Annotated in this window: 24 protein-coding genes; 2 read left to right on the top strand and 22 right to left on the bottom strand. The window is 56.1% G+C overall.

Annotation, left to right across the window (positions count from 1 at the left end):
- Positions 1-2 precede the first annotated feature (2 nt).
- The 6 genes from cysN to AC0L2Z_RS02220 form a co-directional block, all read right to left on the bottom strand.
- Positions 3-1,940 (bottom strand): sulfate adenylyltransferase subunit CysN, encoded by a 1,938-nt coding sequence (gene cysN / locus AC0L2Z_RS02245; protein WP_473626484.1) that lies wholly within the window; start codon positions 1,938-1,940, stop codon positions 3-5.
- A 2-nt stretch (positions 1,941-1,942) separates the two neighbouring features.
- The gene (gene cysD / locus AC0L2Z_RS02240; protein WP_473626483.1) at positions 1,943-2,848 is read right to left on the bottom strand and encodes a sulfate adenylyltransferase subunit CysD; all 906 of its coding nucleotides are present in this window, start codon (positions 2,846-2,848) and stop codon (positions 1,943-1,945) included.
- Between the two features lie 399 nt (positions 2,849-3,247).
- Positions 3,248-4,567 carry an O-antigen ligase family protein gene (locus AC0L2Z_RS02235; RefSeq protein ID WP_473626482.1) on the bottom strand — a complete coding sequence of 440 codons (1,320 nt, stop codon included), beginning with the start codon at positions 4,565-4,567 and terminating at the stop codon, positions 3,248-3,250.
- Positions 4,564-5,823, bottom strand: coding sequence for a tetratricopeptide repeat protein (locus AC0L2Z_RS02230; RefSeq protein WP_473626481.1), 1,260 nt, complete (start codon positions 5,821-5,823; stop codon positions 4,564-4,566). The genes AC0L2Z_RS02235 and AC0L2Z_RS02230 overlap by 4 nt, the downstream gene beginning before the upstream one ends.
- The gene (locus tag AC0L2Z_RS02225) at positions 5,711-8,080 is read right to left on the bottom strand and encodes a GumC family protein (RefSeq protein ID WP_473626479.1); all 2,370 of its coding nucleotides are present in this window, start codon (positions 8,078-8,080) and stop codon (positions 5,711-5,713) included. The genes AC0L2Z_RS02230 and AC0L2Z_RS02225 overlap by 113 nt, the downstream gene beginning before the upstream one ends.
- 52 nt (positions 8,081-8,132) lie before the next feature.
- Positions 8,133-8,690: a polysaccharide biosynthesis/export family protein gene (locus AC0L2Z_RS02220; RefSeq protein ID WP_473626478.1), complete on the bottom strand. Its 558-nt coding sequence runs from the start codon at positions 8,688-8,690 to the stop codon at positions 8,133-8,135.
- A 10-nt stretch (positions 8,691-8,700) separates the two neighbouring features.
- On the opposite strand from AC0L2Z_RS02220, the gene AC0L2Z_RS02215 reads away from it, so the two are divergent.
- Positions 8,701-8,910 carry a hypothetical protein gene (locus AC0L2Z_RS02215; RefSeq protein ID WP_473626477.1) on the top strand — a complete coding sequence of 70 codons (210 nt, stop codon included), beginning with the start codon at positions 8,701-8,703 and terminating at the stop codon, positions 8,908-8,910.
- 10 nt (positions 8,911-8,920) lie between these two features.
- Here the strand turns inward: AC0L2Z_RS02215 and AC0L2Z_RS02210 are convergent, their stop codons facing one another.
- The 6 genes from AC0L2Z_RS02210 to AC0L2Z_RS02185 all read right to left on the bottom strand — a co-directional run bounded on the left by AC0L2Z_RS02210 (position 8,921) and on the right by AC0L2Z_RS02185 (position 15,564).
- A complete protein-coding gene (locus tag AC0L2Z_RS02210; protein ID WP_473626476.1) occupies positions 8,921-9,730 on the bottom strand; it encodes a tyrosine-protein phosphatase in 810 nt (269 codons plus the stop codon).
- Positions 9,731-9,856: 126 nt separating this feature from the next.
- Positions 9,857-10,003 (bottom strand): hypothetical protein, encoded by a 147-nt coding sequence (locus tag AC0L2Z_RS02205; RefSeq protein ID WP_473626474.1) that lies wholly within the window; start codon positions 10,001-10,003, stop codon positions 9,857-9,859.
- Positions 10,004-10,107: 104 nt separating this feature from the next.
- Positions 10,108-10,755 carry a hypothetical protein gene (locus tag AC0L2Z_RS02200; protein WP_473626473.1) on the bottom strand — a complete coding sequence of 216 codons (648 nt, stop codon included), beginning with the start codon at positions 10,753-10,755 and terminating at the stop codon, positions 10,108-10,110.
- A 232-nt stretch (positions 10,756-10,987) separates the two neighbouring features.
- On the bottom strand, positions 10,988-11,461 hold the full coding sequence (locus AC0L2Z_RS02195; RefSeq protein WP_473626471.1) for a hypothetical protein: 474 nt from the start codon (positions 11,459-11,461) through the stop codon (positions 10,988-10,990).
- Between the two features lie 226 nt (positions 11,462-11,687).
- Complete coding sequence (locus AC0L2Z_RS02190; RefSeq protein WP_473626470.1) at positions 11,688-13,928, bottom strand: mannose-1-phosphate guanylyltransferase/mannose-6-phosphate isomerase; 2,241 nt, start codon at positions 13,926-13,928, stop codon at positions 11,688-11,690.
- Between the two features lie 319 nt (positions 13,929-14,247).
- Positions 14,248-15,564, bottom strand: coding sequence for a hypothetical protein (locus AC0L2Z_RS02185; RefSeq protein WP_473626469.1), 1,317 nt, complete (start codon positions 15,562-15,564; stop codon positions 14,248-14,250).
- Positions 15,565-15,762: 198 nt separating this feature from the next.
- Between AC0L2Z_RS02185 and AC0L2Z_RS02180 the strand changes: the two genes are divergently transcribed.
- Complete coding sequence (locus AC0L2Z_RS02180) at positions 15,763-16,524, top strand: class I SAM-dependent methyltransferase (RefSeq protein WP_473626467.1); 762 nt, start codon at positions 15,763-15,765, stop codon at positions 16,522-16,524.
- Between the two features lie 55 nt (positions 16,525-16,579).
- On the opposite strand, the gene AC0L2Z_RS02175 is transcribed toward AC0L2Z_RS02180, so the two are convergent.
- From AC0L2Z_RS02175 to AC0L2Z_RS02130, 10 genes are all read right to left on the bottom strand, one after another.
- Entirely contained in the window at positions 16,580-17,338 is a 759-nt protein-coding gene (locus AC0L2Z_RS02175) for an FkbM family methyltransferase (protein ID WP_473626466.1), read from the bottom strand.
- Positions 17,339-17,572: 234 nt separating this feature from the next.
- Positions 17,573-18,454, bottom strand: coding sequence for a glycosyltransferase family 2 protein (locus AC0L2Z_RS02170; RefSeq protein ID WP_473626464.1), 882 nt, complete (start codon positions 18,452-18,454; stop codon positions 17,573-17,575).
- Between the two features lie 23 nt (positions 18,455-18,477).
- Complete coding sequence (locus tag AC0L2Z_RS02165; protein WP_473626627.1) at positions 18,478-18,630, bottom strand: glycosyltransferase; 153 nt, start codon at positions 18,628-18,630, stop codon at positions 18,478-18,480.
- A gap of 20 nt (positions 18,631-18,650) precedes the next feature.
- Positions 18,651-18,836 carry an LbetaH domain-containing protein gene (locus AC0L2Z_RS02160; RefSeq protein ID WP_366664858.1) on the bottom strand — a complete coding sequence of 62 codons (186 nt, stop codon included), beginning with the start codon at positions 18,834-18,836 and terminating at the stop codon, positions 18,651-18,653.
- Between the two features lie 459 nt (positions 18,837-19,295).
- Positions 19,296-20,450 carry a glycosyltransferase gene (locus AC0L2Z_RS02155; protein ID WP_473626463.1) on the bottom strand — a complete coding sequence of 385 codons (1,155 nt, stop codon included), beginning with the start codon at positions 20,448-20,450 and terminating at the stop codon, positions 19,296-19,298.
- Positions 20,451-20,529: 79 nt separating this feature from the next.
- Positions 20,530-21,594, bottom strand: a complete 1,065-nt coding sequence (locus AC0L2Z_RS02150; protein ID WP_473626461.1) for a glycosyltransferase family 4 protein — start codon at positions 21,592-21,594, stop codon at positions 20,530-20,532.
- 12 nt (positions 21,595-21,606) lie between these two features.
- Entirely contained in the window at positions 21,607-22,869 is a 1,263-nt protein-coding gene (locus AC0L2Z_RS02145) for an O-antigen ligase family protein (RefSeq protein WP_473626459.1), read from the bottom strand.
- A gap of 162 nt (positions 22,870-23,031) precedes the next feature.
- Complete coding sequence (locus AC0L2Z_RS02140) at positions 23,032-23,967, bottom strand: glycosyltransferase family protein (protein ID WP_473626458.1); 936 nt, start codon at positions 23,965-23,967, stop codon at positions 23,032-23,034.
- 167 nt (positions 23,968-24,134) lie between these two features.
- A complete protein-coding gene (locus AC0L2Z_RS02135; RefSeq protein WP_473626456.1) occupies positions 24,135-25,286 on the bottom strand; it encodes a polysaccharide pyruvyl transferase family protein in 1,152 nt (383 codons plus the stop codon).
- Entirely contained in the window at positions 25,283-26,371 is a 1,089-nt protein-coding gene (locus AC0L2Z_RS02130) for a nitroreductase family protein (RefSeq protein ID WP_473626455.1), read from the bottom strand. Before AC0L2Z_RS02130 ends, AC0L2Z_RS02135 begins: the two co-directional genes overlap by 4 nt.
- Positions 26,372-26,373: the final 2 nt, after the last annotated feature.

The following is a 26,373-nucleotide window of genomic DNA, read 5'->3' as shown; positions in this document are numbered from 1 at the left end:
AGTCAGATGCCGCCGCCGCTATCGTATTGGTTTTCGGCAATGTCGCGCTCGTTCAGCCAGAGTTCCAGGGCCTCTACCATCTCCTCGGCAGACTTGCCGAGTGTCTTGAGATGGATTTCGGGATTCTCCGGGGCTTCATACGGTGAATCGACGCCGGTGAAATTCTTGATTTCGCCATTCAATGCCCGCGCATAGAGGCCCTTCGGATCGCGTCTGGCGCATTCCTCAAAGGGTGTGTCGATAAACACCTCGACGAATTCACCGCTGGCCATCAATTCCCTGGCCATGCGCCTTTCGGCGCTGAATGGCGAAATGAAGGAAACAATGACGATCAGCCCGGCATCGGCCATCAGGCGCGCCACTTCGGCCACGCGGCGAATGTTTTCGACGCGATCGGCGTCGGTGAAGCCAAGATCGCGATTGAGCCCGTGGCGGACATTATCGCCGTCCAGGATGTAGGTGTGGCGGCCGGTGGCGAACAGCTTCTTCTCGAAAAGGTTGGCGATGGTCGACTTGCCCGACCCCGAGAGCCCGGTGAACCAGAACACGGCAGGCCGCTGGTTCTTCAGATCGGCGCGGCCGTGCTTGCCGACATCGAGCGATTGCCAGTGGATGTTTTCGGCGCGGCGCAGCGAATGCAGGATCATGCCGGCGCCGACCGTGGCGTTGGTGATGCGGTCGATCAGGATGAAGGCGCCGGTCGTGCGGTTCTCGGCGAACGTATCGAAGGCAATCGGCGCCCGCGTCGAGATGTTGCAAATGCCGACCTCGTTCATCTCGAGCGACTTGGCCGCCTCATGGGCAAAATCGTTGACGTTGACGCGGTATTTCAGGTCGGTGACGGTAGCGCTGGTCTGATCGGTCTCGGTCCGCAGGATATAGGAGCGGCCCGGCAGCAGCGCGTGCTCGTCGAACCAGACGATGTTGGCGGCGAACTGGTCGGCGACCTGCGGCCGCGCCGCCGGCGACACCAGCATGTTACCGCGCGAGACCTCGACCTCGTCGTCGAGAACTAGGGTGATGGCCTGGCCGGCCACCGCCTGGCTCAGATCGCCGCCATGCGAGACAATGCGCCTGACATGAGCGGACTTGCCGGATTTGGCGACAACGACCTCGTCGCCTGGTGAGATGGAGCCGGACGCAATCGTGCCGGCAAAACCGCGAAAATCGAGATTGGGGCGGTTCACATACTGCACCGGAAAACGGAACGGCAGTTCGACAACGGCTTCATCGACTGACACGGCTTCCAGATGTTCGATCAGCGTCGGCCCGGAATACCACGTCGTCTTATCCGAGCGGCTGGTGACGTTGTCACCGTAACGGGCAGACATCGGGATGGGCACGATCGTCTCGAAGCCAAGCTTGTGCGAAAATTGCCTGAAATCCTCGGTGATCCGTTCGAACACCGCCTTGTCGAAGCCGACGAGATCGATCTTGTTGACGGCGAGCACGATGTGCCGGATGCCCAGCAGCGACGCGATGATCGAGTGGCGCCGTGTCTGGCGCAGCACGCCCTGCCGGGCGTCGATCAGAACGATGGCCAGATCGGCGGTCGACGCGCCCGTCGCCATGTTGCGCGTGTATTGTTCGTGGCCAGGCGTATCGGCAACGATGAATTTGCGTTTCGGCGTGGCGAAAAAGCGATAGGCGACATCGATGGTGATGCCCTGCTCGCGCTCGGCCTCGAGGCCATCGACCAGCAGCGCGAAATCGACGTCGTCGCCCGTCGTCCCGTGCTTGCGCGAATCACGCTCGAGCGCGGCAAGCTGGTCCTCGAAAATCTGCCTGGTATCCGAAAGCAGGCGCCCGATCAACGTCGACTTGCCGTCGTCCACCGAACCACAGGTCAGGAAGCGCAGCAGCGATTTTTGTTCCTGCACCGCCAGATAGTCGCGAATGCCGTCGGTGGGGGCGAGGCTCTCGGCCGTGATGTGGCGCATGCTCAGAAATACCCCTCGCGCTTCTTCTTTTCCATCGAACCGGCTTCATCACGGTCGATCAGGCGGCCCTGCCGTTCGGAGGTGCGCGCCGTCAGCATTTCGCCGACAATGGCCTCCAGCGTATCGGCGTCGGATTCGATCGCGCCGGTCAGCGGATAGCAGCCGAGCGTGCGGAACCGCACCAGCCGGTTCTCAACCCTCTCGCCGGGACGCAGTTCCATCCGGTCGTCATCCTTCAGAATGAGCATGCCGTCGCGTTCGACGACCGGTCGCTCCTTGGCGAAATAGAGCGGCACGATCGGGATGTCTTCCTGGAGAATATACTGCCAGATATCGAGTTCGGTCCAGTTCGACAACGGAAACACCCGGATCGACTCACCGGTCGCGATGCGGGTGTTGAATATCTTCCACATCTCCGGCCGCTGGTTCTTCGGATCCCAGACGTGCTGGGCGTTGCGGAAGGAGAATATCCGCTCCTTGGCACGCGATTTCTCCTCGTCGCGCCGCGCCCCGCCGAAGGCTGCATCGAAGCCGTATTTGTCGAGCGCCTGCCGCAGCGCCACGGTCTTCATCACATGCGTATGGGTGTTCGAGCCATGGTCGAAGGGATTGATGTTGTCGCGCACACCATCGGCGTTGACGTGGACAAGGAGATCGAAGCCGAGCTTCTGCGCCATCTGATCGCGAAACGCGATCATTTCGCGGAATTTCCAGGTCGTGTCGACGTGGAGAAAGGGAAAGGGCGGCTTGGCCGGATAAAACGCCTTCATCGCAAGATGCATCAGCACGGAGGAATCCTTGCCGACCGAATAGAGCATAACCGGCTTGGCGAAGGCCGCCGCTACCTCGCGAAAGATATGGATGGATTCAGCCTCGAGCCGCTGAAGGTGCGTAAGCGCGATGTTCATGGACTGTAAGCGTTCTCTCGTGCCAATCCAGACCTTGCGTCGATGCATCAGGCGCAATTTTCAGCGGCCCGGTTCAAGCTTCACTTCTGGACGATCTCATTTTCGTGCAGGCGTTCTAGCAGATCGCCATCGTTTATAACAATGCGGGACAGGCCGGCGCTGGAGTGGTTCGGGAATGAATTTTCCACGCGGCGACCAGAACCCGGAAATTCCTGCTCAGCGGCGATGGGCTTGGCGGCCCAAGAAAAATATTCCTGAAGGGCCGAGATCAGCCTATGCGGCGCTGGGACAATCGCAATCCTTTTCTGGACGCAGTCCTGATGATCTTGCTGGTTTCCGAGACATATCGTGGGTCAGGACGATACCCTGATGGAAGAGCGGAGCCGTCGCCAAGAGGCGCTACGACGAAGCTCCGATCGGAACAAACAACTTGCCACCGTTGTGGTCGATCTCGATCAATTCGTTCTTCTGGGCCGAACGGCCTGCAAATCCTTTGTGGAAGATAATGGCGTTCATAAAGGCGAACGTCATTGCAAGCGCCTCGGTCCGCAATGGATAATCGACGAGTGAATGGATGAGAAGAAAAGACACCGAGAGAAACGCCGCCTTTTGAAGGGGATCGCGGCGAACTTTAGTAAGCGCCATGAAAAGCATTGCGAAATAAAGCGTCATTAACAGAACAGCAAGAGCTCCGCCTTCGAAAGCTATTTCAAGATATTCATTGTGAGCATGATTTACATATTGCTTGAAAATCATCTCTTCCCTTTCATATATCTGGTAGGCCTTTTGAAAATTTCCAAACCCAACGCCGGTTGCCCAATTCTCTTTGATTCCCTCGATGGTGGTACGAGCAAACTCGCCTCGCCCGAAAGCTGGATCAATCGCCTCGGCATCGATCTTCGTCCAAGCGCCTATCGTATAGGCCGAAAGTCCTATGAAAACGGCAAGGATGCTGAACCCACTCACCCTGGAACGCGCTGAAAGAAAGACTATGGACAGTACGGTGATCGCCAACCCGATCAGAACGCCGGCACGCGAACCGGCGGCCAAAAGGAGCAGCAAAAGCGTGGCCAGGCCGAGCGATCCGGACAAGAGATGTCCTCGGAACAGACCGTAATAAGCGACAAAGGGGATAGAAACAAAAAGCAATGCCGCAAAATGATTCTGGTTGGCAAAAAGCCCGGCATTGATCGTGAAAGGCAACAATCCCTTTATGGCGACGTCATCCGAGAGCGAATATTGAATCGCGCCTGCCAAGCCGTTGCAGATAACACCCAAAAAAAAGAACGGCAGAAGCGCACGGACCTGCTCGGCACGCAAACGCAGCACACTCAAAAAAAACGCCGCCAACGCCACCAGATACAATAGAGATTCGATCGTCCGTCCAACTCCGACACTGACGAAACGAAATCGGGTTTCTCCAACCAGCCCGGAATCTGCGAGCAACGGCTCGGGTCGCAATCCGCTGAATATAGCCGCAGGCAGCGGGACAATTTGCAAAATCACTAACGCCACAGCGAAGATAAGCAGCCACAGAACAGAATGGGGGATTCTTTGGCCAGAGGTCTGTGAAAAGACCGCCGCTGCCGAGACAATTGCCGCGACCTCAATCAGCGTATCCGTATAGAGGCCGCTTGCAGTGCCTCCGCCGATCAGCAGCGCTATAAACAGAACTGATCCGAGGAGATATTTATCCCATTCCGATGGCCGGTCGCTCAAGATGAAAGTCTCTCGATGCTCAATTTGTGCATTACCAACGTGCCGACATAGCGAAAGCGCCAGCTCTCGGCAATGGCGGCAGTTTCCAGCTTCAATAATTGCATGGGACACCCAGCCGGTCCAATCGAAAAACCCAGACTCAGGGCCTGACGATTGTATGTACCCTCCGGAATTTTGAACCGCGCTGTTTCGCTGGCCTGCCCCACGCACTTGATCGACCAGAACAATTCCTTTGGAAGCTTCAGGTTCCTTGCAGAGGCAATCAGAGAAATCTTGTAGGAACCGGGGGGCAGCTCAATATACTGTTGAAGCGCTGTCCCTTTGACCGGCGTATTCAGGAAGCGGACCGTCGCCCCCCCCTCACCTTCGATCGCGCCTTGAGATGTTGCAAAGGTAACTTCCAGGCCAGACTGATCGCGGAGTTGCCAATCGAAATGCTTGCCGCTGTACACCGGTTCAAATGTGCTGTTGAAAATGTAGCCGCCCAGCTTCCGTTGTTCGTCAGTCAGGCTGAAGAGAAACAACCGATATGCCGATTCATACTCCTTCTGAAGAATATATCCGCCGATAACTGCCGACAATTCGTTCGATTTTGGTGGTGCGTCCGACTCTTTCAAATCGAGCAACAGCCGGGTTGCGGAATCGAGCCCTTCGGGAGTTCTGCGAAGAGTGGCGAACAGATTGGTTCTCCAGGGCGCATCCGCCTTGATGGCTACCAGAACAGCCTGGTATCCATCTGGGTTCGAGAGGATTGTCGGCAGCCCCTCGGCGATTTCAGGAAATTGATCTGGCCATCGTCGCAGCAAAGTATCGATCTCGCCGACAGCCTTTGAAAGATCGCCTGTTCCGATCGAGCGGCCTATCGACCTCTGGAGCGCGTGGATTTCAGTCTTGGATAATTTTCGAGCTTGATCGAAGAATTCATAGGCCTGGTTTTTTTCACCCTGTCGGTACTTGATCTCGCCGATCAGGCTGTAGAGACGTGCATCCGCAAGATCAAAGCGAAGCGCGCTTTCGGCCTTGGCAAGCAATGCGTCGAGATCGGGAGCGTTGCTTGTATCGTTCAGGTCGTCTGCAATCTCGCCCGTCAAGGCATTGACGTTCAACGGATCCAGCGCGAGGGAAACGGTTGGCGTTTCGGTTTCAAGAAATCGACTTAGCCCGATCGACGAAGCCGCCAACGCTAGCACGGATGCGACGAACCAAACGCCTGAACGCCGGAGATTTTGCATAAGCGGGCTGGTCTGCTCCGTCATCGACTTTGCCCTCAATTTTCGGGGTGCCGTAGTCGTAATATTGGTAGTTCATATATTTGTAGGCGTAGTTGTAGTCGAACTTGTTCACTGCAAACTTCGACATCGCGGCTCCGACCACGTTCGCGCCGGCAGCTCGCAGGCGCTTCAACGCCGTCTTCGCCGACTTGCGTGTCACCTGGTTGGTAGAGATGACCATCAATGTGCCCTCGGCAAGCCGGCTGAGGATGGGCGCATCTGAAAGGCCAACGATCGGCGGGGCATCGATTATGACTAGGTCGAAGCGCTTGCCGAGATTGGTAATGATCAGCGCCATCTTCGGTGAAGAGAGCAGGTCAGCGGGGTTAGGTGGGATCGTTCCGGAAGTCAGGACGGTCACATTTGGGTATTTCGTCGCCCTGAAGATGCTTGCCAGATCCTCCTTGCGGACGGTGTTCGTCAGCAGATTGCTCAGTCCGATTGTGTTGTCGAGGCCAAACAGCCGGTGAAGATTTGGCTTTCGCAGATCGCCGTCGACAATGAGAACCCTTGCACCGAGTGCGGCAAAATCCTGCCCGAGCTTGAACGAGGTGGTCGACTTGCCTTCCGAGGGTTCCGAACTCGTGACCAGCAGCGATCGCGGCGCGCCTTCGGCGCCGGAGAACTGCAACGACGTTCGAAGCGAACGATAGGCTTCGGACAGTCCTGATTTCTGGTCCGTGATGCTGGCTATGAGTTCCCGGTCATCGACAAGCGGCAAGATGCCGAGCATCGCCAATCCCAATTCCTTTTCGACCTGCTCAGGATTGGTGAAGGTGTTGTTCAACAACTCTATGACGTAAATAATTGATGCGCTCAGAGCCAAGAAAAGAGCCAGAGCGACCGCAAGATTAATGCTCAGGCGCGGCGAATAAGGATTGCCAGGCTGCGTCGCGAAATCCACGATTGCCGCGCTTTGTGTCTTGAGCTCGGAGCTGACGCCGACCTCGTTCAATTTGGCGATGAGGCTGTCATACTGCGACCTATTGGAATCAACCTCGCGCTTCAGGATCGTGTATTTGATGTTTTTATCGTTGAAGATGACCTGCTGCTTCTCCATCTCGGCAAGTTTTGACTTGAGGTCGGCCTCCTTGTTTTGAGCTTCCTGGTATTTCTGCCGCAGGGAATCGGTTATAGTCAAAACGCCATTGTCATATAGCCGTTGCAGCTCCTTGATTTGCGCCTGGAGCTGCTGCATTTCTGGAAAGCCAGGCTTCAATATGCCCAGCTTCTGCTGATACTGGCTGGTCAAATCCGCCAGTTTGTCAGTGATCTTCTGCAGACCTCCGCTTTCCAAGACCGGGCCGAGACTCGCTCCGCGACCTTTGTCTATCTGGTCCACCATCCGTCCGGCATCGAGACGTTCCTGGATTGCTGTCGCGAGCGCGGCGTTCAGGGCCTCGATATTCGACCCTATCAGCGATTTCTCGTCGCCGGTTATCGTGATGCCTACATCTTTTGCGTAAGCGACGAGTTCCTCCTCGGACTTCTGCAGCTTTTGCTTTACCTGCAAAACCTGTTCCTGGATGAACTGCCGTGCCAGGTCTGAGGTTTCGCTGGTCTGATCGAGGCGCTGGTCGATAAAACTTTGCGCGACCTGGTTGGCTATATCGCTTGCATACTTCGGTTTCTGGTCGGCAAACGCAATCGACAGCAGGCTGGTGTTGGGGACCAAATTGACCGTGAGGTCACCTCGAACGCGACCGATTGCAATCGCCTCACGTTCCTCCGGGGTTGTCTCTTCAATGGAAGGCGATTTGGAAATTCCGAACGCACGATAGAAAATATTGCTAAGCGAGAAGTCCGGCGTCGGAAACAGGAAATCCGGCTTTTCACTAAGCCCTAGTTGGAACACCACGCGCTGCGCCAAAGCCCGGCTTTTCAGCTTTTCCCGGGCGGTTTCAAAGGCCCAGTCGTTGGTTTCAGAAACCACCTCAATGTCCTGGAAGACCTTGGCCGAAGGAACCAGCACTTCCAATTGCGCTGTTGCCCGATATTTTGGCGTCTGCATCATGGTAACGATGACGCCGGCGACAAGTCCGCCCGCTACCATCATGACGATCAGCCACCGATACTGGACAGCGTAAAAAAACAGCCTGAGTGGATTGAACCCCTCGTCCTGCTCCGAATAATCGCGACCGTACGCACTATAGTTTTGCGCACCGTCATAATACAGGTCGGGGGACAAGGCCTGGCCATGTCCTGGGCCTGCAATTTGATGCTGTCTGTTACGATCGAGCATAGTGCGAAGTGTTCCTAGGTTTATCTGTATCCTGAATTATGACGGGCCATCGTTATATTCCCGGGATCACCGCAATTCGGGCTGCACTCGAGGCGACACCGAGGGCGTCCTTGAGATTGCTCAGCGCAATTTTTGATTTTGAGGCGAAGACGACAATCTTGTCGCCACCATAGATGCGTGGATTGCGGCTCTTGCCGGCGCGAATCTGCTCCACATTGTAATTTGCGACCAACGTATTTTGACCGATGTTGCGATAGACAAAGACTTTTCCCGCGTCGGCAACGGGCTTGAACCCTCCAGCAAGGGCTATCGCGTCGATAAGGGAAGAATTGGCCGACACCGGAAAAATACCGGCCCTGGTGACTTCGCCGTCGACGGTAATGCGCTGTCCGATCGATTCCTTGACGTAGACCGATACGTCGGGCGACTGCAGATAGTTAGCGCCGTAGGCCGTTTCGATTTCCTGCTCCAGCTGACGGACGGTCTTCCCTGCCGCGGTGACGGTCCCGATAAGTGGAAGCGAAATTTGCCCGCCAGCATCGACTTGAACGATTCTGTTCAGATTGTCGACCTGGAACACATTCACCTCGAGCACATCGTTCGGCGACAAAGGCTGCTCGTTGCCGTTCCGGGTGTTCTGCGGCGCAGGCAGGTCCTTTACGACCTGCAGCGCACCGCCGCCCGAGAGCGGCGCCGACGATGACGTCAGTTGCAGCGCATCGACCGAAGTCGGCGAAGACGATGTCGTTGACGAGGTGCTCGTGCAGGCGGAGATCAAGAGCGAAGCGAGCAAGAGACAGATCGTGCCGGTACAGCTTTTTGCGAAATGAAAAACGCCCATTACGCGGTCCCACCCTTCAACAAGCGACCCAATCCTGCGAAGCGACCGACGTTGCCGGGGCTTGGCTTTTTCGAGCGTGCCTTTCCGACCGGCTCGAGAGTCCGATTCGCTAATATTTCGCCTGGACGTTTCAACACCATGTTGCGGGCCTCGTCTTCCCCACATCGCTTCGCCGCCGCGGCGACGGCCTGCGTAAGCCCAGGACGCCGGCGGGTGGCGCCATGGGTGTCCGATGCGATAATATCCACCCTACCCTCGTCAATCAGCTTTTCCGAATAGTAAAGCGCCGTGCGTCCAAAAGCACCGACAATCGAGTCTGCCGTAAGCTGAACAAGGCAGCCGATTGCACTCAACCTCTCGACAACATCGTAATTCGTCTTGATCCAGGTCAGTCGCTCAGGATGGGTAAGAATCGGAATGAACCCGGCGTTTATGAGGCGCAGAGCAAGATCTTCCAGTCTTGGCGGCAGAACGTGATGTGGCGGTTCGAATAGAAAATAACGCGACCTGTTCAAGGTCGGCACGCTACCCAGTGCCAACTGCTCCGGAAGATCCGGCGCTATATGCACGTCGGCGCCAACGTAAAGAGCAAGCGGTATTGCGGCGCGGCGTAGCGCCTGCTCCAACCCTTGAACCGCGCGGGCAATATTTGCCGATCGGTTTTCGTACATGCCTGGCACGATATGCGGCGTACACGCCATATGGGTCGTTCCATCTGCCACCGCCAGCCGCGCCATTTCCAGCGATTCAGCAAGGCTGGACGAGCCGTCGTCAAGACCGGGCAAGATATGGGAATGCAGGTCGATCATTGACGTTTGTGGCCGCATTGAAGCAACGTAGCAACTTCTCCCGGATAACAGGCAAGTGCATCACCCGCGCGATAGCGAATGACGCATTTACCAAGTCGACGCAATGCGGTAGATGCCAGAATCAAGCTATTCGCTGACCGCGTGCAAGCTAACGATCAGCGTTGCCGCGCCACCTGTCACAACGCCACCCAGCCGGGCGAGACGAATCCGACCAGGACGAAGCGCACCCAGCTTCAACTCAAATAATAGAGCGGTATGGTTGACGAATTCCATCAATATCCCGACTCCAGCCTGCGCGCCAAGCCAAGGCACAGAGGCGCCGGCAATACAATACGGCAGAGGCAGTCACGTGGCCTCTGCCGTATTCTTAACTGCGCCTAACGGCTGACAGCGTCGCCATCATCCTGCGTTGCAGCAAGAATACCGGCCGCACCAGCCATGCCCCCAAAAATAAAGAGCGGGGTGTTGGACCGGTTGCCGCCCGGGGGAATCTGACCCGTATGCTCAGAGCTAACGGCGGCAGCCGCCTGCTCGGAGCCCACAACCTTCAGGCAGATATTGTTCTCGACACGGGAAATGTCGAGGCTTGAATTCGCAGGCACATCCAGGTTGCAGCTACCGACATTGACCGAAGCCGATCCCTTAGCACCGACCACTACGCGGCTGCCGAAATCCAGGGCATTTCCCGCTTTGGCCGGGCCATAGCCGGCGGCTTGCGAAACCATAACGTCGCCCTTGGCGTGCCCGATGGAACCAATCGAATTCGTTGCTGCCTGATAGGCTGTCGTACATGTGCATGGCGCGTCCTGGGCGAAAGACGAAACCGGACCGAAGCCGATCGAGGCGACAAATCCGGCTAACGCACTTTTAACTATAACGTTCATTCGTTTCGATCCTTTTTGTCCCGCCGCACCTCGGCCCCGCCCAAGTACCAAGGTATTGACCAAGCGCGTAACAGCTTTTTGCTTTGATTCCAACCTCTTTGGCATTTGCGAGATGACTTTTTGGCTTCCTCTGTGTTTCATTGGACACACTCACCTTGGCAGATTTTTGATTTAGCATTTTCGCTGCCGGCCCCTCCTGGAAATTGTCGGAAAGTCAGGTCTATTTCGAGGCCTTTGATGGCCGCGATCGCGCCGTGCTTCGTACAGGGATTATGGCCGACTCTGTTTGACGTTATCGCTCATCCTGCCTTTCGTTTTATGACACGCGATTCGAGGGAATGACGGACGCGAGAGCCGTTGGCGAAGCCGTGAGCTACGAACCCGACAAGCAAGATTTGTAGGTCGAACCCGCCTGCGCGGGCTGTCCGCACAAGATGCCATTCTCGGCAAGTTTCGCGGCCAAATCCGTGCCATCGGACGTGAGGCATTGCACAACGATGGCATCACCAAACTTTGAGGCGACATTGCCGTCGCAAGGCGTCCCCTTGCCGACCGGCTTGCAGGTCAGGGCGAGCCCTTGGTAGTCCCGGCGCGCCGCCTCCGTTACCATGGCACGCATGGATTGCGGCTTGGTAAACGCCACGCCGCACAACACAATCTTGCGGCCGGCGACGCGAAGATCATCGACTGCCTGGATGGAAAGCTTGCCGTCAAACGGCTCAAGTGCCGCTTGCGGCCTGGGGGGTGGCGGTCGAACAGGCGTCCCTTTTTTCACGACAATGACAAAGAAGCCAACCGCAAACGCCAAGGCAACGAGTGCCAGCAAGCTTATCTTCTTGAACGACAAAAATCCTCACTCCCCCCGCGTCCAGGCACGCGTCTTTTTGCCTCTAGCGGAACATCCGCACGACCGCACCGTCGCCTGGTCTATGTTTGGCACGAAAAAAAAGGCCTATTTCAATCAAGAGATTTTCTATTCCGCCTTACCGCCCGGAAATCGGAATCGGTTTTCCAGAAAGGGTCATGCGCAGAGCCAAATGTTAGAGCGTCTTTGCGTGTCCAAACGGGGCGCTCTACCGAGGCTCGTCTACGGTGCTGTCGAGATATTGGGTCAGCGCGCAGACCAGGTGATAGAAGATACTTGCCGGCACATCGGTCGCCAGCGAGCGGCCGCGCTCGTCGATCCGGTCTATCCACAGGCCGAGTGGTGCCGGATTGATGTGCCAACGGAACAGGCGACCGACACGCGCTTCGATCTCGGGCTTGAGGTCGGGGCCGCCTGAACCGTCCAGTGCAATCGCCGCCTTGATTGCTTCGGCCTGCGGCCAACTGCGCGAGACACGGTCGAGCGGCAGGCCTTGCCGCGAGACGGCGCCATAGGCAAGGCCAGTGGCGCGATTGAGGCCATTGGCGATGGCCGAGGCATAGAGCTTTCTGGCAAAGCCGGTCAGGTCACTTTGGCCGCTGCGCCCGGTGAAGTCGACCAGCAGCGAGGCCCATTCGAAATGGTGGCCGGGTTCCGTCCATGTACCTTTCTCGCCCTCCGCCGGCCTCCACTCGGCATCGAAATATTCGCCCAGCGTCCAGCTTTCCGGATCGAAGAAATGGCTGCGAAACAGATCGACGATGCGCGCGGCGCGGCGAAGATAGGCGAGCTCGCCGGTCGCTTGATGCCAGGCCAGAAATGCCTCGAGCAGATGCATGTGCGGGTTGGAACGGCGTTCGCCCGCGCCGCTCGACGTTTCGAGAAAGCCGGTCATGCGGTGATCCTCGAGATGCGCGTCGAGAAACGAAAAGGTTTCTTCGGCAAGCCGCAATGCGTCAGGATTGCCGACCATATGGGCATGCGCCAGCGCCAGGAGCACGCAAGAATGATCGTAGGCATCCTCGGCTGCGTCGGCGACCGTGCCGTCGACATTGAGCGTGCGCACCCAGCCGCCATTGTCGGTGCGGCCGTTCCTGTTCATGAATTCGAGGCCGTGGCTGATCAACCGGTCGGCGGGCCCGTCCCAGCCGCGCGCCTTGGCGACAGCGAAGGCGTAGACTTGCCTGGCCATGGTGCGCATGCGCTTGGGCTTCTTCAGCGGTGTGGCGTCAAAACCGAGTACCTCGTGGAAGCCGCCGTGGCGCTCATCGACCCCGACCGTGGACCACAGCGGCATCGTCTCTTCGAACAGCCAGTGATGAACACGGCGCCGCCAGGCGCCGCTTTCGATCACACGGTCGTCGGCGGGCGTGAACCTGGTTTCCAGCCGGCCGCTCTTTTCGAGCTGCTCAACGATCTTCTTGACGTTTTGACTGCGGCTGACCGGGGCGACGAAGGTGGCATCGGCGGTCGAGACGATGGCAACGTCCTTCAAGCCGATGGCAGAGAGCAAGCGACTGTCGCTGCGGATATAGGAGTTCTCGCAGTCGATGGCGACGACATCGCCGACGATGACGTTGCCGTCATTGTCGGACGGACCGACATCGAGCAGTGATTGCCATGAACCGAGATCGTTCCAGCGGAAGCCGGCCGGCACCATGGCGATGTGGCTGGCGCGCTCCATGATCGCATAGTCGATCGACGTCGACGGAATGGCGGCGTAGAGTTCCAGAGGCATGTAGAGACCGGAAAGATCTGACGTCGCCGCCTGATAGGCAAGTTCGGTGGCCTTCCAGATCTCGGGCTCGAAAGCCGTGAAGGCGTCGCGCATGGCGCTGGCGCGAAACAGGAAGATGCCGGTGTTCCAGTAGAAATTGCCGGCCGCCAAATAGCTCTGCGCGGTTGCGAGGTCTGGCTTCTCGACGAAACGCGAGACATCGTAGATGCCATCCTTCTCGTCGGCGACCTCGATATAGCCGTAGCCGGTCTCCGGCTGGCCAGGCTTGATGCCGAACACTACCAGCCGGCCGGCACGCGCCGCGCCGGTGCCGTTTTCCACGCTCTGCCAGAATTGCCGTGCGGTCGTGATCTCATGATCGGACGGCACCACCAGCACCAGGCTGTCGCCAAATTCGGACAAGGTGCGCAGCGTCGCCAAGGCAACGGCGGCGGCAGTATTGCGGCCGGTCGGTTCGAACAACGGGCCGCCGCCGGAAAGGTCGAGGCCGGCGAGATCGGCATGGACGCGGTCGGCGTGCCGCTCCGATGCAATCAGGAAGACCGGCGTTTCGCCCTTCGACCGCGCCGTCAGCCGGCGCAACGTCTTGACCAGCATCGAGCCATCGCCGGAAAAATCATGGAACTGCTTGGGATTGTCCTCGCGCGACAGCGGCCACAGTCGTGAGCCGATGCCACCACTCATGACAAAACTCACGATCCGCTCGGTCATTGGGTGACACCTTTAACTTTTTGACATTTTCAAAACGACGCAAGGAATGCCGCCACATACTATTGGCGGTGCATCTTGTTGCCGCCCCTGCGGCGGGACGATCCAGATGCTTGGGAAAGCTATACGCGGACCAATGTCAAGGAGAGGCACGGAGGATCCCCCAGAGAGGCCAGTCTGCCGTGGTCATGGCCGCGGTTCACAAGCCTCTTGGCTTTCCACTGGCGGACGATCGCTGACGTGAGCATGCGGCCCATGATGACGCGCCGAGACAAATTCGCGCTGCTGGCCATGCCGCGCGCAATCGGCTGTGTGCCTCGGGTCAATAGATCTGCAGCCCTCGCCTGTTCAGGACCGCCAGCGTTGTGTGCCGACCGTCGATACTTATCTGGGCGTTGAGTTGGCCGCACTGGACGGGGTATGTCGTGCGCTTGTCGTAACTCTGCCACGGGTTGATCGCCATCACGATGCATTCGTCTTCGTCCACCATCACTTTGCGGATCAACGGTCCGCGTGCTTTCCATACTTCATGGGCAGGTCGGTCGATCAGCAGCCGGCCGCGGTCTAATTTCTCGGAAAGCGCGCTGACCCTGCTCAGTGACCGGACAAAAAGCGGAAGCTGCTCGTAAGGCTGTTGCGTGCCGGTTTTCACCTGAGGCTCATAGCCCCACAGAACGACGCCCTTGGCGCCGCTGAAATAGGGGACAATCGCCATCGCCTCGACCAGATAGGATGGTAACTCCTTTCCCTTCAATGCACTGTTTGCGCCGTGAAATCGCAGCCACTCATAGGCGTAGAGCGGCTTCTCACCTACGGACCGGGTGCGCAGATAATTCTCCTCGACATTGGCCGCCATGTATAAGACAGCGTCAGGCCGATCATAAAAAATGTAAATGCTAGCCACGTAGAAATCGACATAAGGCTCGATATACTTCCACAGTCGCCAATCCGACTTGTGCGTGCCGTCGTTTTGAGCCGCATCCGGGGAAATGCTGCGGTGGAATGGCTGCACACCGTATAGCCCAACGCGAGCCGTGGGATAGCTTTCCTTTGTCCATTTCAGCGGCAGCCAGAACCATTGCGCCCACTGTTTGAAATAGGCTTCGTCGAAGGCTTCCCTCGACTTCGCGCCAGAAGCTTGCCGTGCCGTCTGGTTTTGCCAAGCGAGCTTGGTGTCTTCCTCAAAGGGGAATTCTATGTCCTGGACATAGATCCCCTTTGGGGGAGCCCGTTGGATATTGCGCCGGATGATGCGTTCGAAGAATGGCGGTCTCTGCCACGGATTGACATGGTGACTACCTATTGCGCTGGTGATGTTCTCGCGTTGCCCGCCGGGAAAGTCCGCGTAAGTGTTCAAAATTGTCACAGGCTCGAAGCCCCGGGCGTAGGCGTTCTTCGCTGCTTTACCCTTCGAGCCGTCGATCACGTTCCAGTACGCCTTGAGATTGCCAGCCATGGAGAGCTCAGGAATGTTGCCCCAGCCGAAGTCTTGCGGCGACTGCGCAAGGCTGCTTCTTCCGCAAAAGGCAAGAAGGGCAAAGCCCGCAACAATCCCCGCAGAGGTCAACACTGCGAAGCGACGTTTGATCTCTGCTCTTTTCACAATTCCTCCATCCGAGGTCCGGGTCGCGTTGTTCATTTTGGCTACCTGGCGTGGCGTCGCCGGGAAGAACCTAACCAACCGCGTCTTCTTTCATTCCCAGGAAAACATGCCACCACAGCATGGGATCAAGCACTTAGGCGGCAGATTTCCAAAGTTTGGTTGACGGGTAACCCTGTTCATTTGATTATGGATTTGATACCCGCCAGCCAGGAATGACAACCCAGAAAGTCGGACATGAGCCACGGTTTTGAATCCAGGACTTATCCAGAAATGCTCGCTGGCGGCTTCAGTCGCGTTGACGGAACAATCCAGTTCTACACGAGAGTGAATGCCCTTCTTTCAGAGAACATGGTTGCCATGGATTTTGGATCCGGGCGCGGAGGATGGTACACCGACGAGAAGCTGCCTTACCGCCGTTCGCTCCGGAATCTCAAAGGCAAGGTGAGAAGGGTAATTGGTGTCGACGTCGATCCGGCCGTATCGGAGAACCCCTCCATAGACGAAGCTGTAGTCTTCGATGGGTCTCATATACCGCTAACCGATGCCTCGGTTGATATCATCATCGCCGATCACGTTTTCGAGCATCTGCCCGACCCTGCCAATACAGCAGCGGAACTCGACCGGATATTGGCGCCAGGTGGCTGGATTTGCGTGCGGACGCCAAACAAGTTCGGCTATGTGGCGCTGGTCAACCAACTGCTGCCGGAGAACGCCAAATCGGCAATCCTGCATTTCGCCCAGCCAGGTCGCAAGAACGAGGATGTCTTCGAAGCCCATTATCGCCTGAACACCAGATCGGCGTTGCGGCGTCACTTTTCCGGATATGAGATCGCCTTGCATTCCTGGGAGGCCGAGCCGGCCTATCATGCCGGCAAGGCCGCCATCTTTCACCTGGTGAGAGCCTGGAGCTCACTGGTTCCGAGCGGCATGAGCACGGCGCTTTTTGCGTTCATGCGTAAATCCCAGGTCGGGACCCCAACAGCCTGGAGTTCTTGATGTAGGCAAAGGCCGCGACCGTTAATCAGCCGGCCAGGTGATGTTACGCCCCCCTTCAACTCTGAATAAACCTACCAACCTTCTCGGCAGGGATAGCAATTGTATTCCACGCAGGACTCTCGATATCGGAATTTGGCAGGAGCGGTTTGGCACCGTCGAATAACCGATAACCGCTCCCGACCAGGATACGACCAATTTCAACGGAGTTACGAGGGGAAACCTCGATAGCCAGGGCCGGACGCGCCTCTTTCAAGAGGCGAGAACTCCCACCAAGCAATTCCGCCTCGGCCCCTTCGACATCGATTTTCACGACATCCGGCGATGGCAGCAACTTAAGACAGTCATCGAAAGACAGACACACGATGGTTTGCAGCTCACGGACACCGCCCGTCTGCGAATTTCCGTATTCGGCCAGCGCATTCGAGGCTCGTGCGCGGCTGGCAATGGCAAACGACCTGAAGCCCATTACGCCCGCCATTCCCGCGGGGATGATCAGCAGTTCTGCGGCTTCACTAGGCTGAAGGCTGGCGGTGCGGCGCAGCAAAGCGACCAGGGAAGTATCTGGTTCGAACGCAACAACGCACCCTTTCGAACCGGCCAAACCAGCCGCGGCGACGGTGAAAAGCCCAATGTTGGCGCCAATGTCCCAAACGGTATCGCCTTTCCTTATCAACATTCTCGCCGCTGAAAGAAGGTCCGGGTCGATTTGGGAAATTGGCTTGAAGAAATATCGCAACCCTCCGGCCGTAGAGACCATAATCGGCAAACCGCCAACTTCCTGAGGCATTCGGCGACGGCGTACCTGATCACGCATCATCCGTTCCAAAAAAATTCTAAGTTGGCGCATCAGAATACCGGGCCCACACGCAGAGAAGTTCTCATTTACGTTCCTTTCCGCTCAGAAATTAACAACCGAATCGTTTGAAAATACCATGTTTTGTAGAAAGCGTACTGAAATCCACCTGACCCATCGAGAAACCCGAATTTAAGAAAGTATGTGAATAAGAAATAGGCCCAAGGATACCACCATCTAGCCAAACTTTCATACTTAAGTCTTTGGCGACGCGTCATAATGCGAAGAGTGAGCGGCTTTTGCATCTATCATAATTTCGTAAGCCAGTCTAAGGCAGGCAAATTGGTACCCTGCAGCACCGTCCAATATTCCAAGGCGAATAATATAAAGATAAATAAATACTAAGAACGGGCGTCCAGGAATCCTGTAAGCTAAGTTCTTCTGTGCCGCGCGCCTGGCACCGGGATCTCTAGACACTAAACATTTTACTGTACCCAACGTAATTGGCGTTCCCCTAATCAGTCTCGCTTCCATCGTTGAGTAGCGATTGTGCCTTTCCAGCCACCAGTCCAAGCCCTTATTAAACGGAAAATGGAGAATATGGCCCTCAAGCTCCTTGGCAGAACCGTCGGCACGGTAACTCTCGTTTACCTTGCGCTCTACCAGAACCTTTCCGCGGCGAAATACCCGAGGGAACCAAGTAGGATATCCCGAGGAGCGTCGAAGCCAGCGATCCAGAAACAGGTCCTTTCTCCGAACCCGAAACATAGCGACGCTTGCATCTGCTGTCTCAATGTGATGTTCGATCTCCGCTGCTAGCTCACGCGTCATCCTTTCATCCGCGTCAAGCATAACAATCCACTCATCGAGGCCCGGCAACGTTAGACCAAAATTGCGTTGATCTGCGTAGTCAGTAAAAGGTCGCGTTACAACAACCGCTCCCATCTCCTCTGCTATCTTGGCAGTACCGTCGGTACTCTCCGAATCAAGTACATAGATTTGCTCCCGCCAAGGTATTGATGCTATGCAATCTGCAATGTTGACTGCCTCGTTGTAGGTCAGAATCAAGACTGATGGCATTTCATGTTTACCCACAACCCGTGCTAAATTTCCGACCACGACAGTACCTTCATCCACGTTCGAAACCGTCCCAACTGAATTTAACGATGTTCGCACCGTATTCGTTTTGCAATAACTGGAGTGCAATCGGTGCTGGAAGAGTCGACTACAATTACTTCGGAAAACCGGCTCAGACGAGAAAGGCATTTTCCGAGGTTCGCCTCTTCATTCTTGACGGGGAAAACGACGGTGATGGCAATCTTTGACTCTGATATCAGCGTGTACCGATGCTCCTGGCCGGGTTCCCAACAACAACCAGATTGGGACCGACGTCACGTACGACGACAGCCCTGGCTCCGACCACGGCTCGTTCACCAATTGTGACTCCCGGACCGATGAATGCATCGGCGCAGATCCATGCCCCGGCACCAATGGAGATCGGCGGTTTCGTGAGCGGCATTCGAGGATCCCTGTGGTCATGCGAACCCGCACATAGATGTGCACCCTGCGAAATTGTGGCGGCCTCCCCGATACTGATCTTTCCCAAGGCGTAGAGCACAGCTCTGTCGCCAACGGCAGCGGAGTCACCGATGACAAGATTCCATGGAATGGCGATCCGCACAGAGGGATAGACATGCGCGTCCTTGCCGACAGTCGCGCCGAACCGCCTGAGCAAAAACCGCCGCCATCCCCACAGAAGCCTTGGGCTCAGCGAGAACAGTGGCCCCGTAAGAGCCCAAAGGGAGCGACCCAGCTTTTCCTTCCTGGACCACTTCCGTGACGCCCGATTGGCGGCTACATGCGAGGCTAAATTAGCGGGATCCATCTTGTCCAATCATCCAGAGGCCGGTGATGGCCTCCTTTTTGTGACTGCGGGCTGCGAGCCTGGCGCGAGCGAGAGTTTGGCTCGAAGCATCGATCATGTATCAGTGAGCACAAAGTCCGGCTGCTCATCGCTTTTGACGCACCAGCGATAGACATGGACCATGTTGGCAGCGATCCTCTGCCATGAGAAATCGCGTTCCATCCATGCCCGGCCACGCGATCCCATTGCATCCAGGGACGTTCGCGGCATCGCCATGGCGGTTTTCAAGGCCGCGGAAAGTGGCTCTATTCCATGATCTATCCACCAACCGCATCGATGTTCGGCGAGCCCCTTCCATGGTGCGCCAACGGTACAGACTACCGGTGTCGCATTCGCCAGGGCTTCGGCCACCACCATACCAAAATTTTCATTCAAAGTAGGCAAAACGAACAAGTCGGCATCCTGATACGCTTCTTGCTTGGCCTCGCCAAAGACGGCATCTTCAAAAACCACTCTGGCCAAACCGAGTGCCCTGCAACGTCGCTCCAACGCCTCCCTGGTCCCTTTCTCGGAAGGACCGACAATCCGAAGTTGCCAATTGCCATGCTCCGCTTCTATACGCGCCCATGCTTCAATAAGACGATCAATTCCTTTCTTGGGATGTATCCTACTCAGGCAAAGTACAGTTCGCATTCGTTCACCCTCTTTTGGCCTCTCGGCCAACAAAGGCAAATCGATGCCATTCGGAATAATTGCCACCGGCGCGGTCAGTCCAAAAGCACGTAGTTCCAGACATTCCTGCAGACTGGTAGCGTGGAAGCAGGATGTGGGGTGGAGCGCGCGCTTCTGTGCCATTGCCCAAAAAGCCCGCTTTTTATAGTAAGAGAATTGAAGCGCAGCTTCACCCAGCATCCCTCTGGGAGATACAATCAATGGTCGCCCATATCGCGCCGCGCTCCAGCCGGGGTAGACATTCGGCATCAGCCAGAGCCCATGCGAGTGAAAAATCGCCCCGGAGCTGGCTGATCGATCCAACGCCTCGTGAAGCCTCCTTGAAAAACACAGTCTCTTGGCGACCGGTACTTGGCCAAAATCACAGGGAAAAACACGGGAGCGCGCAACGTTGGGGTCCGATTGCCCTCTCGTTATCGTGCTCCACAGCTGCGATTCGATCCCCCGTTCACACAGAGAATCGGACAGCCGCCGAACCGAATAGCTTGGACCTGAGGCTTCCGCAGCAACTGATGCCACAACCTGCACGACCTTCATATGACCGACCATCTCTGCAACCAGATCGATCCAGCCACCTCAAGAAACACGACACCGAATTCTCCGTCCGTCACTCGACTCACATCTCGCTGTGCATTTTGTCGATAAACCGAGCAACAGCATTGGCGAATGGCTCCGGCCCAAATTTCGTGGCCACCGATCGAGACGCGCTTTCTGCTTCCTGCCAGTGGTGCGTATCCCAGGAAGCGATGGACCGCAGGGCGTCAGTGATGGCATTCACATCACCGGGACGAAACAAAACCGAGTTGCTTTTCGTTGCGAGGTCCGATGCCGCGCCAACAACTTGTGACAAGGCAAGAGCGCATCCGCTGAGTACAGCTTCATGCGCCACCAAGCCCCAGGGCTCGGACAGGGATGGAAGGACCAGACAGCGCGCATTCCGGAACACATCAGCAAGTTGCGCCGGCTGAAGAAAATCGGAGACCTCGATCAAGGGATGACGAGGCAGTTGGTCCCGCAATGGCCCGGCCCCACAGATCTGAAGCGACCAATCCGGATTATCAGCAGCGAAGTCCACAAACGCCTGCGCCAGGGCAACAACGAACTTCACCTGCACCAGTCTTCCAACGAACAAAAAGCGCTTGGGGCGAGAATGGAGGGGTGCACCCCCGTTGAACAACGCTGGATCGGCGCCGTACATTCCCTGGAGCACCGTGCCTGGCCGATAACCCATGCGCTCGGCGTATATTGTTCCCGAAACGCCTGGCACAAACACGCCATCGAAGCGCCGTCTCAAAAGAGCGCTATGTCGTATCGGATCAAGCAGGTGCTGCCGCAGGGTTCCTTGCCAATTCGAATCGGTTTGCAAGATCACTTTTCCGCCGTTCGACCGGCAGTGGACAGCGAGCGAATTGAAGGCGGGCCAGTGAAATCCTCCTTGGAAAAATAAGTCGGGCCGGCGTATGCCCAAGCGCGTCCAGTCCGCATTGGCGTCCCGACCATCAATCCAGTGTACAGCCTGACCGAGAGAACGTTCCATGCCTGCAATCGGCACAATCGGCCGGGTTCCAATCACTGTCACGCGTCCAGGAAATCGGTCAATTACGACACGAATGCATCTAGCGGCGTAGTCTGGCAGACCGGACCAAGCGAACGCAATCGATTCGATGTTACGTGTCGTCATAGCTATTTCCGTCTATTTTGTGTTCATCGCAGGTGGCCTAACACCAAGTCCGCTTGCACCATAAAACTTGCGATGCGGCGCGTTCAGGAATCTTTTTGCGCCGACTAGAGAACCAGCACCAGCAATATACAAATAGACCATCATTGTATGAGAGGAAAATACACCAAGGAACACGGCCTCAAAGACGCTTATCGCGAGAATCAACACAATGGCCGATAAATATAGGTCCACGTGTTCCGTATCCACACGACGATTCCTTAATCTATTAACATTAAAAACATATCCGATAGAAGACATAAGAAACATTAGCAGAAATACCAACGCTATCACTCCCCCGCTGGATGCTGCAGATATCCAAGAACTTACAGTAAAATAATACTTGGCCGGTTCTCCGCTTGGCTCGCTCCCAATCAAGGGACTTTGAAGAAACTGATTCCATCCCGCGACCCAATACTCAGACCGAGTATCGGAACGCCCTTCCACGAAACGCGATCGAATTAAGTCTAATATTGAATCATAAAATGAGAAATAGACCAAGGGTAACGCCAAAATGGATAAAATCAACACGTAAACGATACGGCGCCGGTCCAAAAAAACCCGACAACCGATAATAATACACAGCAGCGTCCCAAAAAACCCTAACCGAGATCCTGATTGATACTCGAGAAAAAGGACACACGCCAACATGGCCCCCGCCGACACTCCAACAATGCTTTTTACTCCGTAATGAACGACACAATACAATAGCGCCGGTACGCACAAAGCGCACACCATCGCCAAGTGCTGCGGGTTTGCGGTTACACCGAAAAATCTCCCACTAAACTTGACAGCCGAGCTACCGGGAAAATAGATGTATGCATACACATTGCATGACAAAAACAGAATCGAAAATATGTAGATAACCTTTACTACGTGAGGCATGAGGTTTGATCCATCAAAGCTCTCTCGCTCGTAGCGTGATGCACATACTACAAACACTAATATTTGAATAGCTATCGCAAATGACCCTAAGATAAAAATCTCCGAGTTACCATAGAGAAATAACTTAAAAATAATGAACACGTTAACTGCTGCTATGTACATTGATGCATTGCGCCAGTCTATACGGCGAATCCCCTTCCCCAACATTAACGTCACAACAACCGCTATCAACATGGCTCCAAGTGACAGATTACGCCCCTGCGCAAAAAGAACTTCAAGCGGAGCATTCATAGGGGGGTATAGCTGACCGTGGAAGTCTTGCGCCTTCGCAAAAGTCGCAAACCAGAGAGCCATACCAGAAGTAGCCGCGACAACCGAGCGCGCACCCCGGGAGGAACGGCCTTTCCTTCCATTTACCATAAGAATCCTTGTTCCGAATACGAGTCTGTATAATTATGTACAGTCCGTCTGATACTTGGAAAATACCTCAATTGGTCAGAAGGACATTGACAATAATCAACTCCTTCCTGCCAGACCTGCATTTATAACCTCGATAAAAGTCCGACGCCATTCACCAATCTCGCCGTGGTCTGGACCTATCTGGTCACTGACAATTGACCGTCCTGCGATCAAGACCTCCGCCAACTGCTCCGTGACCCCATATCTCACTGGAATAAAGGGGATTCCGGACTCGAACGCCAGCCGAGAAACCACTGCCCCCTCACGAGTGATAGGTACCGAGCCCAGTTGTACTGCACGACCAAAAATGCCGGAGGCCTGGTCATATGCGGGATTATAACATGCCCAGATTAGCTCTGAGGTACTTATCAAACTCAGCAGTTCGGCGTCAGAAAGAAATCGGTCTATCACGACCGCTCCTGTAGCAGAAAGTTTTTTTAACACGTCGCGGGTGTGCGGGTTTGCTGAGCCCGCCACCACAATCTGAGTGTGTTCCTTGATTTCCGGAAACTGCTCCAGAGCGTTGGCAAGGAACTCCAAGCCCTTCCCGGCATTCAGAATGCCGACCGCAGTGCACAGGCGCTTGCGACCTGCCATCGAGCGAAGTTGGGCAGATAGGCTGGTCTCCTTCGGAGATAGAACGGATACACCGTCATGCAAGTCCCAATACTCAGGATCGCGCACACCTGCAGTGGCCACCTGAGCGTAGCTGGCCACTACATCGAACGGGGTTATGGCTACAACTGTGAGACCGGGAAGGTGTCGCAAAGCTCTGAAAAGCAGCCATTTTAGACGGTATTTAAGCTTGCCTGGTAAGAAACATTGCTCCGGCCGCAGAAACAACGCAACAGTATTCTTTCCAAGAAGGCTTCTTACTAAGGAGAAACAGACGAATGAAAATATATGTTCGTCGAGCGTAGCAAACAATAATTTCCTGCAAGATATCAACTTATAAGCCATCTTAGCAGTAATACGCCCAAAGGCTCTTTCCATTCCAAAGATATCACTCAGCGTAATCAGGTATGATTTCCTGTGACCGCCACAGGTTTTCACATATACCACTCTCTCGACAGTTTGCAAAAGCCTAGCTCCGATCTAACAGCCAAATACTAGTCGCCGAAGGCGCGGATGCCCAGTTGAAATGCCAGCACAGACGCAAGTCAGGCAGCCTTGTCAAGAAGCTGGAACACGTCCTTCCACATCTGCTGCACACCGTCCTTGATTCGCGCCCTGGGCTCTGCGAGTTCATCTGAGAGCGCGGCGCGTTGACTACCGTCGATGAGGGAGCGAAGCCTGGCCTCGAGACCTTCCTCGCTAGCCGACACATCGGCCAGCATATTCTCGCAGCCATAATCCTCGAACAGGGCTCGGTATTTATGGCTCCAGCCCGTGCCAACCGCTGGCACTCCCTGGGACAAGGCGCTGATCAGGGCATGGTAGCGGCTGCCGACCAGTCCGCTGCATTTGCCAATCAGGCCTTTTGCCTCGAGAGGATCCCCTGCCGTCCATATCTGAATGGGTTCGGAGAGCTGTGCGTTGACATGCTCGGCCAACACTCGATCCCCGGCGCCCTCATGAATCAGGAAGAACGGGGTCATACCCGCCGACTGAAACATACTCGCCACTTGCCGCAGAAAACCCGCATAATTGCCGCTTACGTCACCGCTGGTTTTGTCGACCATCCGCGCGTTCGGCACGATCGCCACCAGTTTCTCGCCTCGCGGAGGATTGGCGGGCGGACGAGCTATCAGCAGATTGGTGAAGTCGGGCGCAAGCCGGATCGATGCACGGCCGCCTACGGCACCGACAAGATTTTCCATCGAGTATTTATCGCGCGCGAAAATCAGGTCCGCGTGGTCGGCAACGACATTTATTGCGCGGCGAATGCGATCCGTACCAAACGGACCAAGTGCCTGAGGCAGCAGAATGAGGCGCTTGCCCGCGCGCTTCCACGCGACGGCACGGCGGGCCAAGTCCTCGGTATGCTGCGCTCCCCACTGGTCCGAATAGGCTAGACCGGCAGCGTCGAGGATAATATCCACCTCCGATTCCGTTACGAATCCGAAACGGTGACGCAGCTTGCCCGGGGCGAACTGGACGATCTTGCCGAGGTCAACGCCGCGGCGGACTAGCTCGGCCCTGTGCCAAAGACCATACCGCGCCCGAAGTTCATATGGGCTGGTCGCATCGGGAGCCACCGCAACCCGAGCAGTTGGGTACCGCGCTTTCACTTCCTGTGAGGCTGCGATGAGCATCATCGCCGCCCCCTTGTTCTCGAATCCGGCTTTTCTTATTTCAAATGTCAGTGTCATAGCGCCTGAAGCAAGAGATCCGCCCCTTTTTTCTGAGAGTATGGTATCTGGCCATTCTGATCGGCGTAGCCTACCGCAATGAACATGATCACCCGCTCATAGGCCTTCAATCCGACGGCTGCTTGGAGGGCCTTTTCATTTTCCTCGACATCGGGCCAGTTGATGGCGCAGGTCGACAGGCCCAAGGTCTGGAAAGCGAGCATCAACTGAGCCGAAGCAAGGGACGCGTCGATATAGACCAGGTGCCTGTCGCGTTCATGTACATAGTAGGAGAGGTCTCCCACAATCAGAATCAGGCATGGGATGTTTTTCGAAAAACCGCCTGTCCCGCCGGCGAGGGAGGCGATGCGGGCTGCCTTTTCCGGATCCCGGAACAGCAAGAACGAATAGGGTTGGCGGTTGCAGGCGGAGGAAGCGAGAGAGGCGGCCGAAACGGCCTTCTCGACAAGATCCTGTGGGACGGGCGTGGGAGAATACCATCGAACCGAACGCCGCTCCGAAAACAGTGCGTAGAGCTGATCGAAGCTGATGTCGCTGCATGCACGGCTGGAGCTTGGATAAGGCACGAAGCTTGGCGTCAGCGCCTGACCGGGCCATGCCAAGAAACGCTCCTTTGCCTTCCTGATCCTCGGTGTCTCGGAAACCACCGAGAAATAGGTCGTCAGCACGTCTGCCGCCCATTTCAGCTCATCGCGGTCGAGCGCCGCTCCAGCCGCGCCGCGCAGAAACAGAGATACGGTGGCCTCGATGTAATCCTCCGCAAATACGGCCCTCCTCGGGCGCATGATCAGCCCCTTCTCAAGGCGATGTATGTTGCGGCGCAGCTGCGACGAGCTCCTCTGGACGGCGATGTCGCTGTTCAGATTGGCAACGATCCCGGACAGGACGGCGCGATGCTCCCGATAGAAGCGACTGCTGAAAAACGTGAAATAGACCGACGCAAGGAACCCGCTGCGACTCGCGGGCCGGATCAATCCGGCGCGCAGGCGGTCGAGCATGACCACGAAAAGTGCCCGAGCCGCCTGGCGGGGAGAACGCCTTGCGAACCTCTGGAAACGTGCCGCTTTGTCGATGAACTCGGTCATCT

The organism is Mesorhizobium sp. WSM4850 (assembly GCF_055811735.1).
The sequence above is the reverse complement of the archived record's forward strand: the minus strand, read 5'-3'. Positions and strand labels throughout refer to the sequence as shown.

Bases quoted from the DNA above. Each gene is read 5' to 3' on its own strand.
- cysN (WP_473626484.1), bottom strand. From the start codon at position 1,940: ATGCGCCACATCACGGCCGAGAGCCTCGCCCCCACCGACGGCATTCGC.
- cysD (WP_473626483.1), bottom strand. From the start codon at position 2,848: ATGAACATCGCGCTTACGCACCTTCAGCGGCTCGAGGCTGAATCCATC.
- AC0L2Z_RS02230 (WP_473626481.1), bottom strand. From the start codon at position 5,823: ATGACGGAGCAGACCAGCCCGCTTATGCAAAATCTCCGGCGTTCAGGC.
- AC0L2Z_RS02225 (WP_473626479.1), bottom strand. From the start codon at position 8,080: ATGCTCGATCGTAACAGACAGCATCAAATTGCAGGCCCAGGACATGGC.
- AC0L2Z_RS02210 (WP_473626476.1), bottom strand. From the start codon at position 9,730: ATGATCGACCTGCATTCCCATATCTTGCCCGGTCTTGACGACGGCTCG.
- AC0L2Z_RS02205 (WP_473626474.1), bottom strand. From the start codon at position 10,003: ATGGAATTCGTCAACCATACCGCTCTATTATTTGAGTTGAAGCTGGGT.
- AC0L2Z_RS02200 (WP_473626473.1), bottom strand. From the start codon at position 10,755: ATGAAACACAGAGGAAGCCAAAAAGTCATCTCGCAAATGCCAAAGAGG.
- AC0L2Z_RS02190 (WP_473626470.1), bottom strand. From the start codon at position 13,928: ATGACCGAGCGGATCGTGAGTTTTGTCATGAGTGGTGGCATCGGCTCA.
- AC0L2Z_RS02185 (WP_473626469.1), bottom strand. From the start codon at position 15,564: ATGAACAACGCGACCCGGACCTCGGATGGAGGAATTGTGAAAAGAGCA.
- AC0L2Z_RS02180 (WP_473626467.1), top strand. From the start codon at position 15,763: ATGAGCCACGGTTTTGAATCCAGGACTTATCCAGAAATGCTCGCTGGC.
- AC0L2Z_RS02175 (WP_473626466.1), bottom strand. From the start codon at position 17,338: ATGCGTGATCAGGTACGCCGTCGCCGAATGCCTCAGGAAGTTGGCGGT.
- AC0L2Z_RS02160 (WP_366664858.1), bottom strand. From the start codon at position 18,836: ATGCCGCTCACGAAACCGCCGATCTCCATTGGTGCCGGGGCATGGATC.
- AC0L2Z_RS02155 (WP_473626463.1), bottom strand. From the start codon at position 20,450: ATGAAGGTCGTGCAGGTTGTGGCATCAGTTGCTGCGGAAGCCTCAGGT.
- AC0L2Z_RS02150 (WP_473626461.1), bottom strand. From the start codon at position 21,594: ATGACGACACGTAACATCGAATCGATTGCGTTCGCTTGGTCCGGTCTG.
- AC0L2Z_RS02145 (WP_473626459.1), bottom strand. From the start codon at position 22,869: ATGGCTCTCTGGTTTGCGACTTTTGCGAAGGCGCAAGACTTCCACGGT.
- AC0L2Z_RS02140 (WP_473626458.1), bottom strand. From the start codon at position 23,967: ATGGAAAGAGCCTTTGGGCGTATTACTGCTAAGATGGCTTATAAGTTG.
- AC0L2Z_RS02135 (WP_473626456.1), bottom strand. From the start codon at position 25,286: ATGACACTGACATTTGAAATAAGAAAAGCCGGATTCGAGAACAAGGGG.
- AC0L2Z_RS02130 (WP_473626455.1), bottom strand. From the start codon at position 26,371: ATGACCGAGTTCATCGACAAAGCGGCACGTTTCCAGAGGTTCGCAAGG.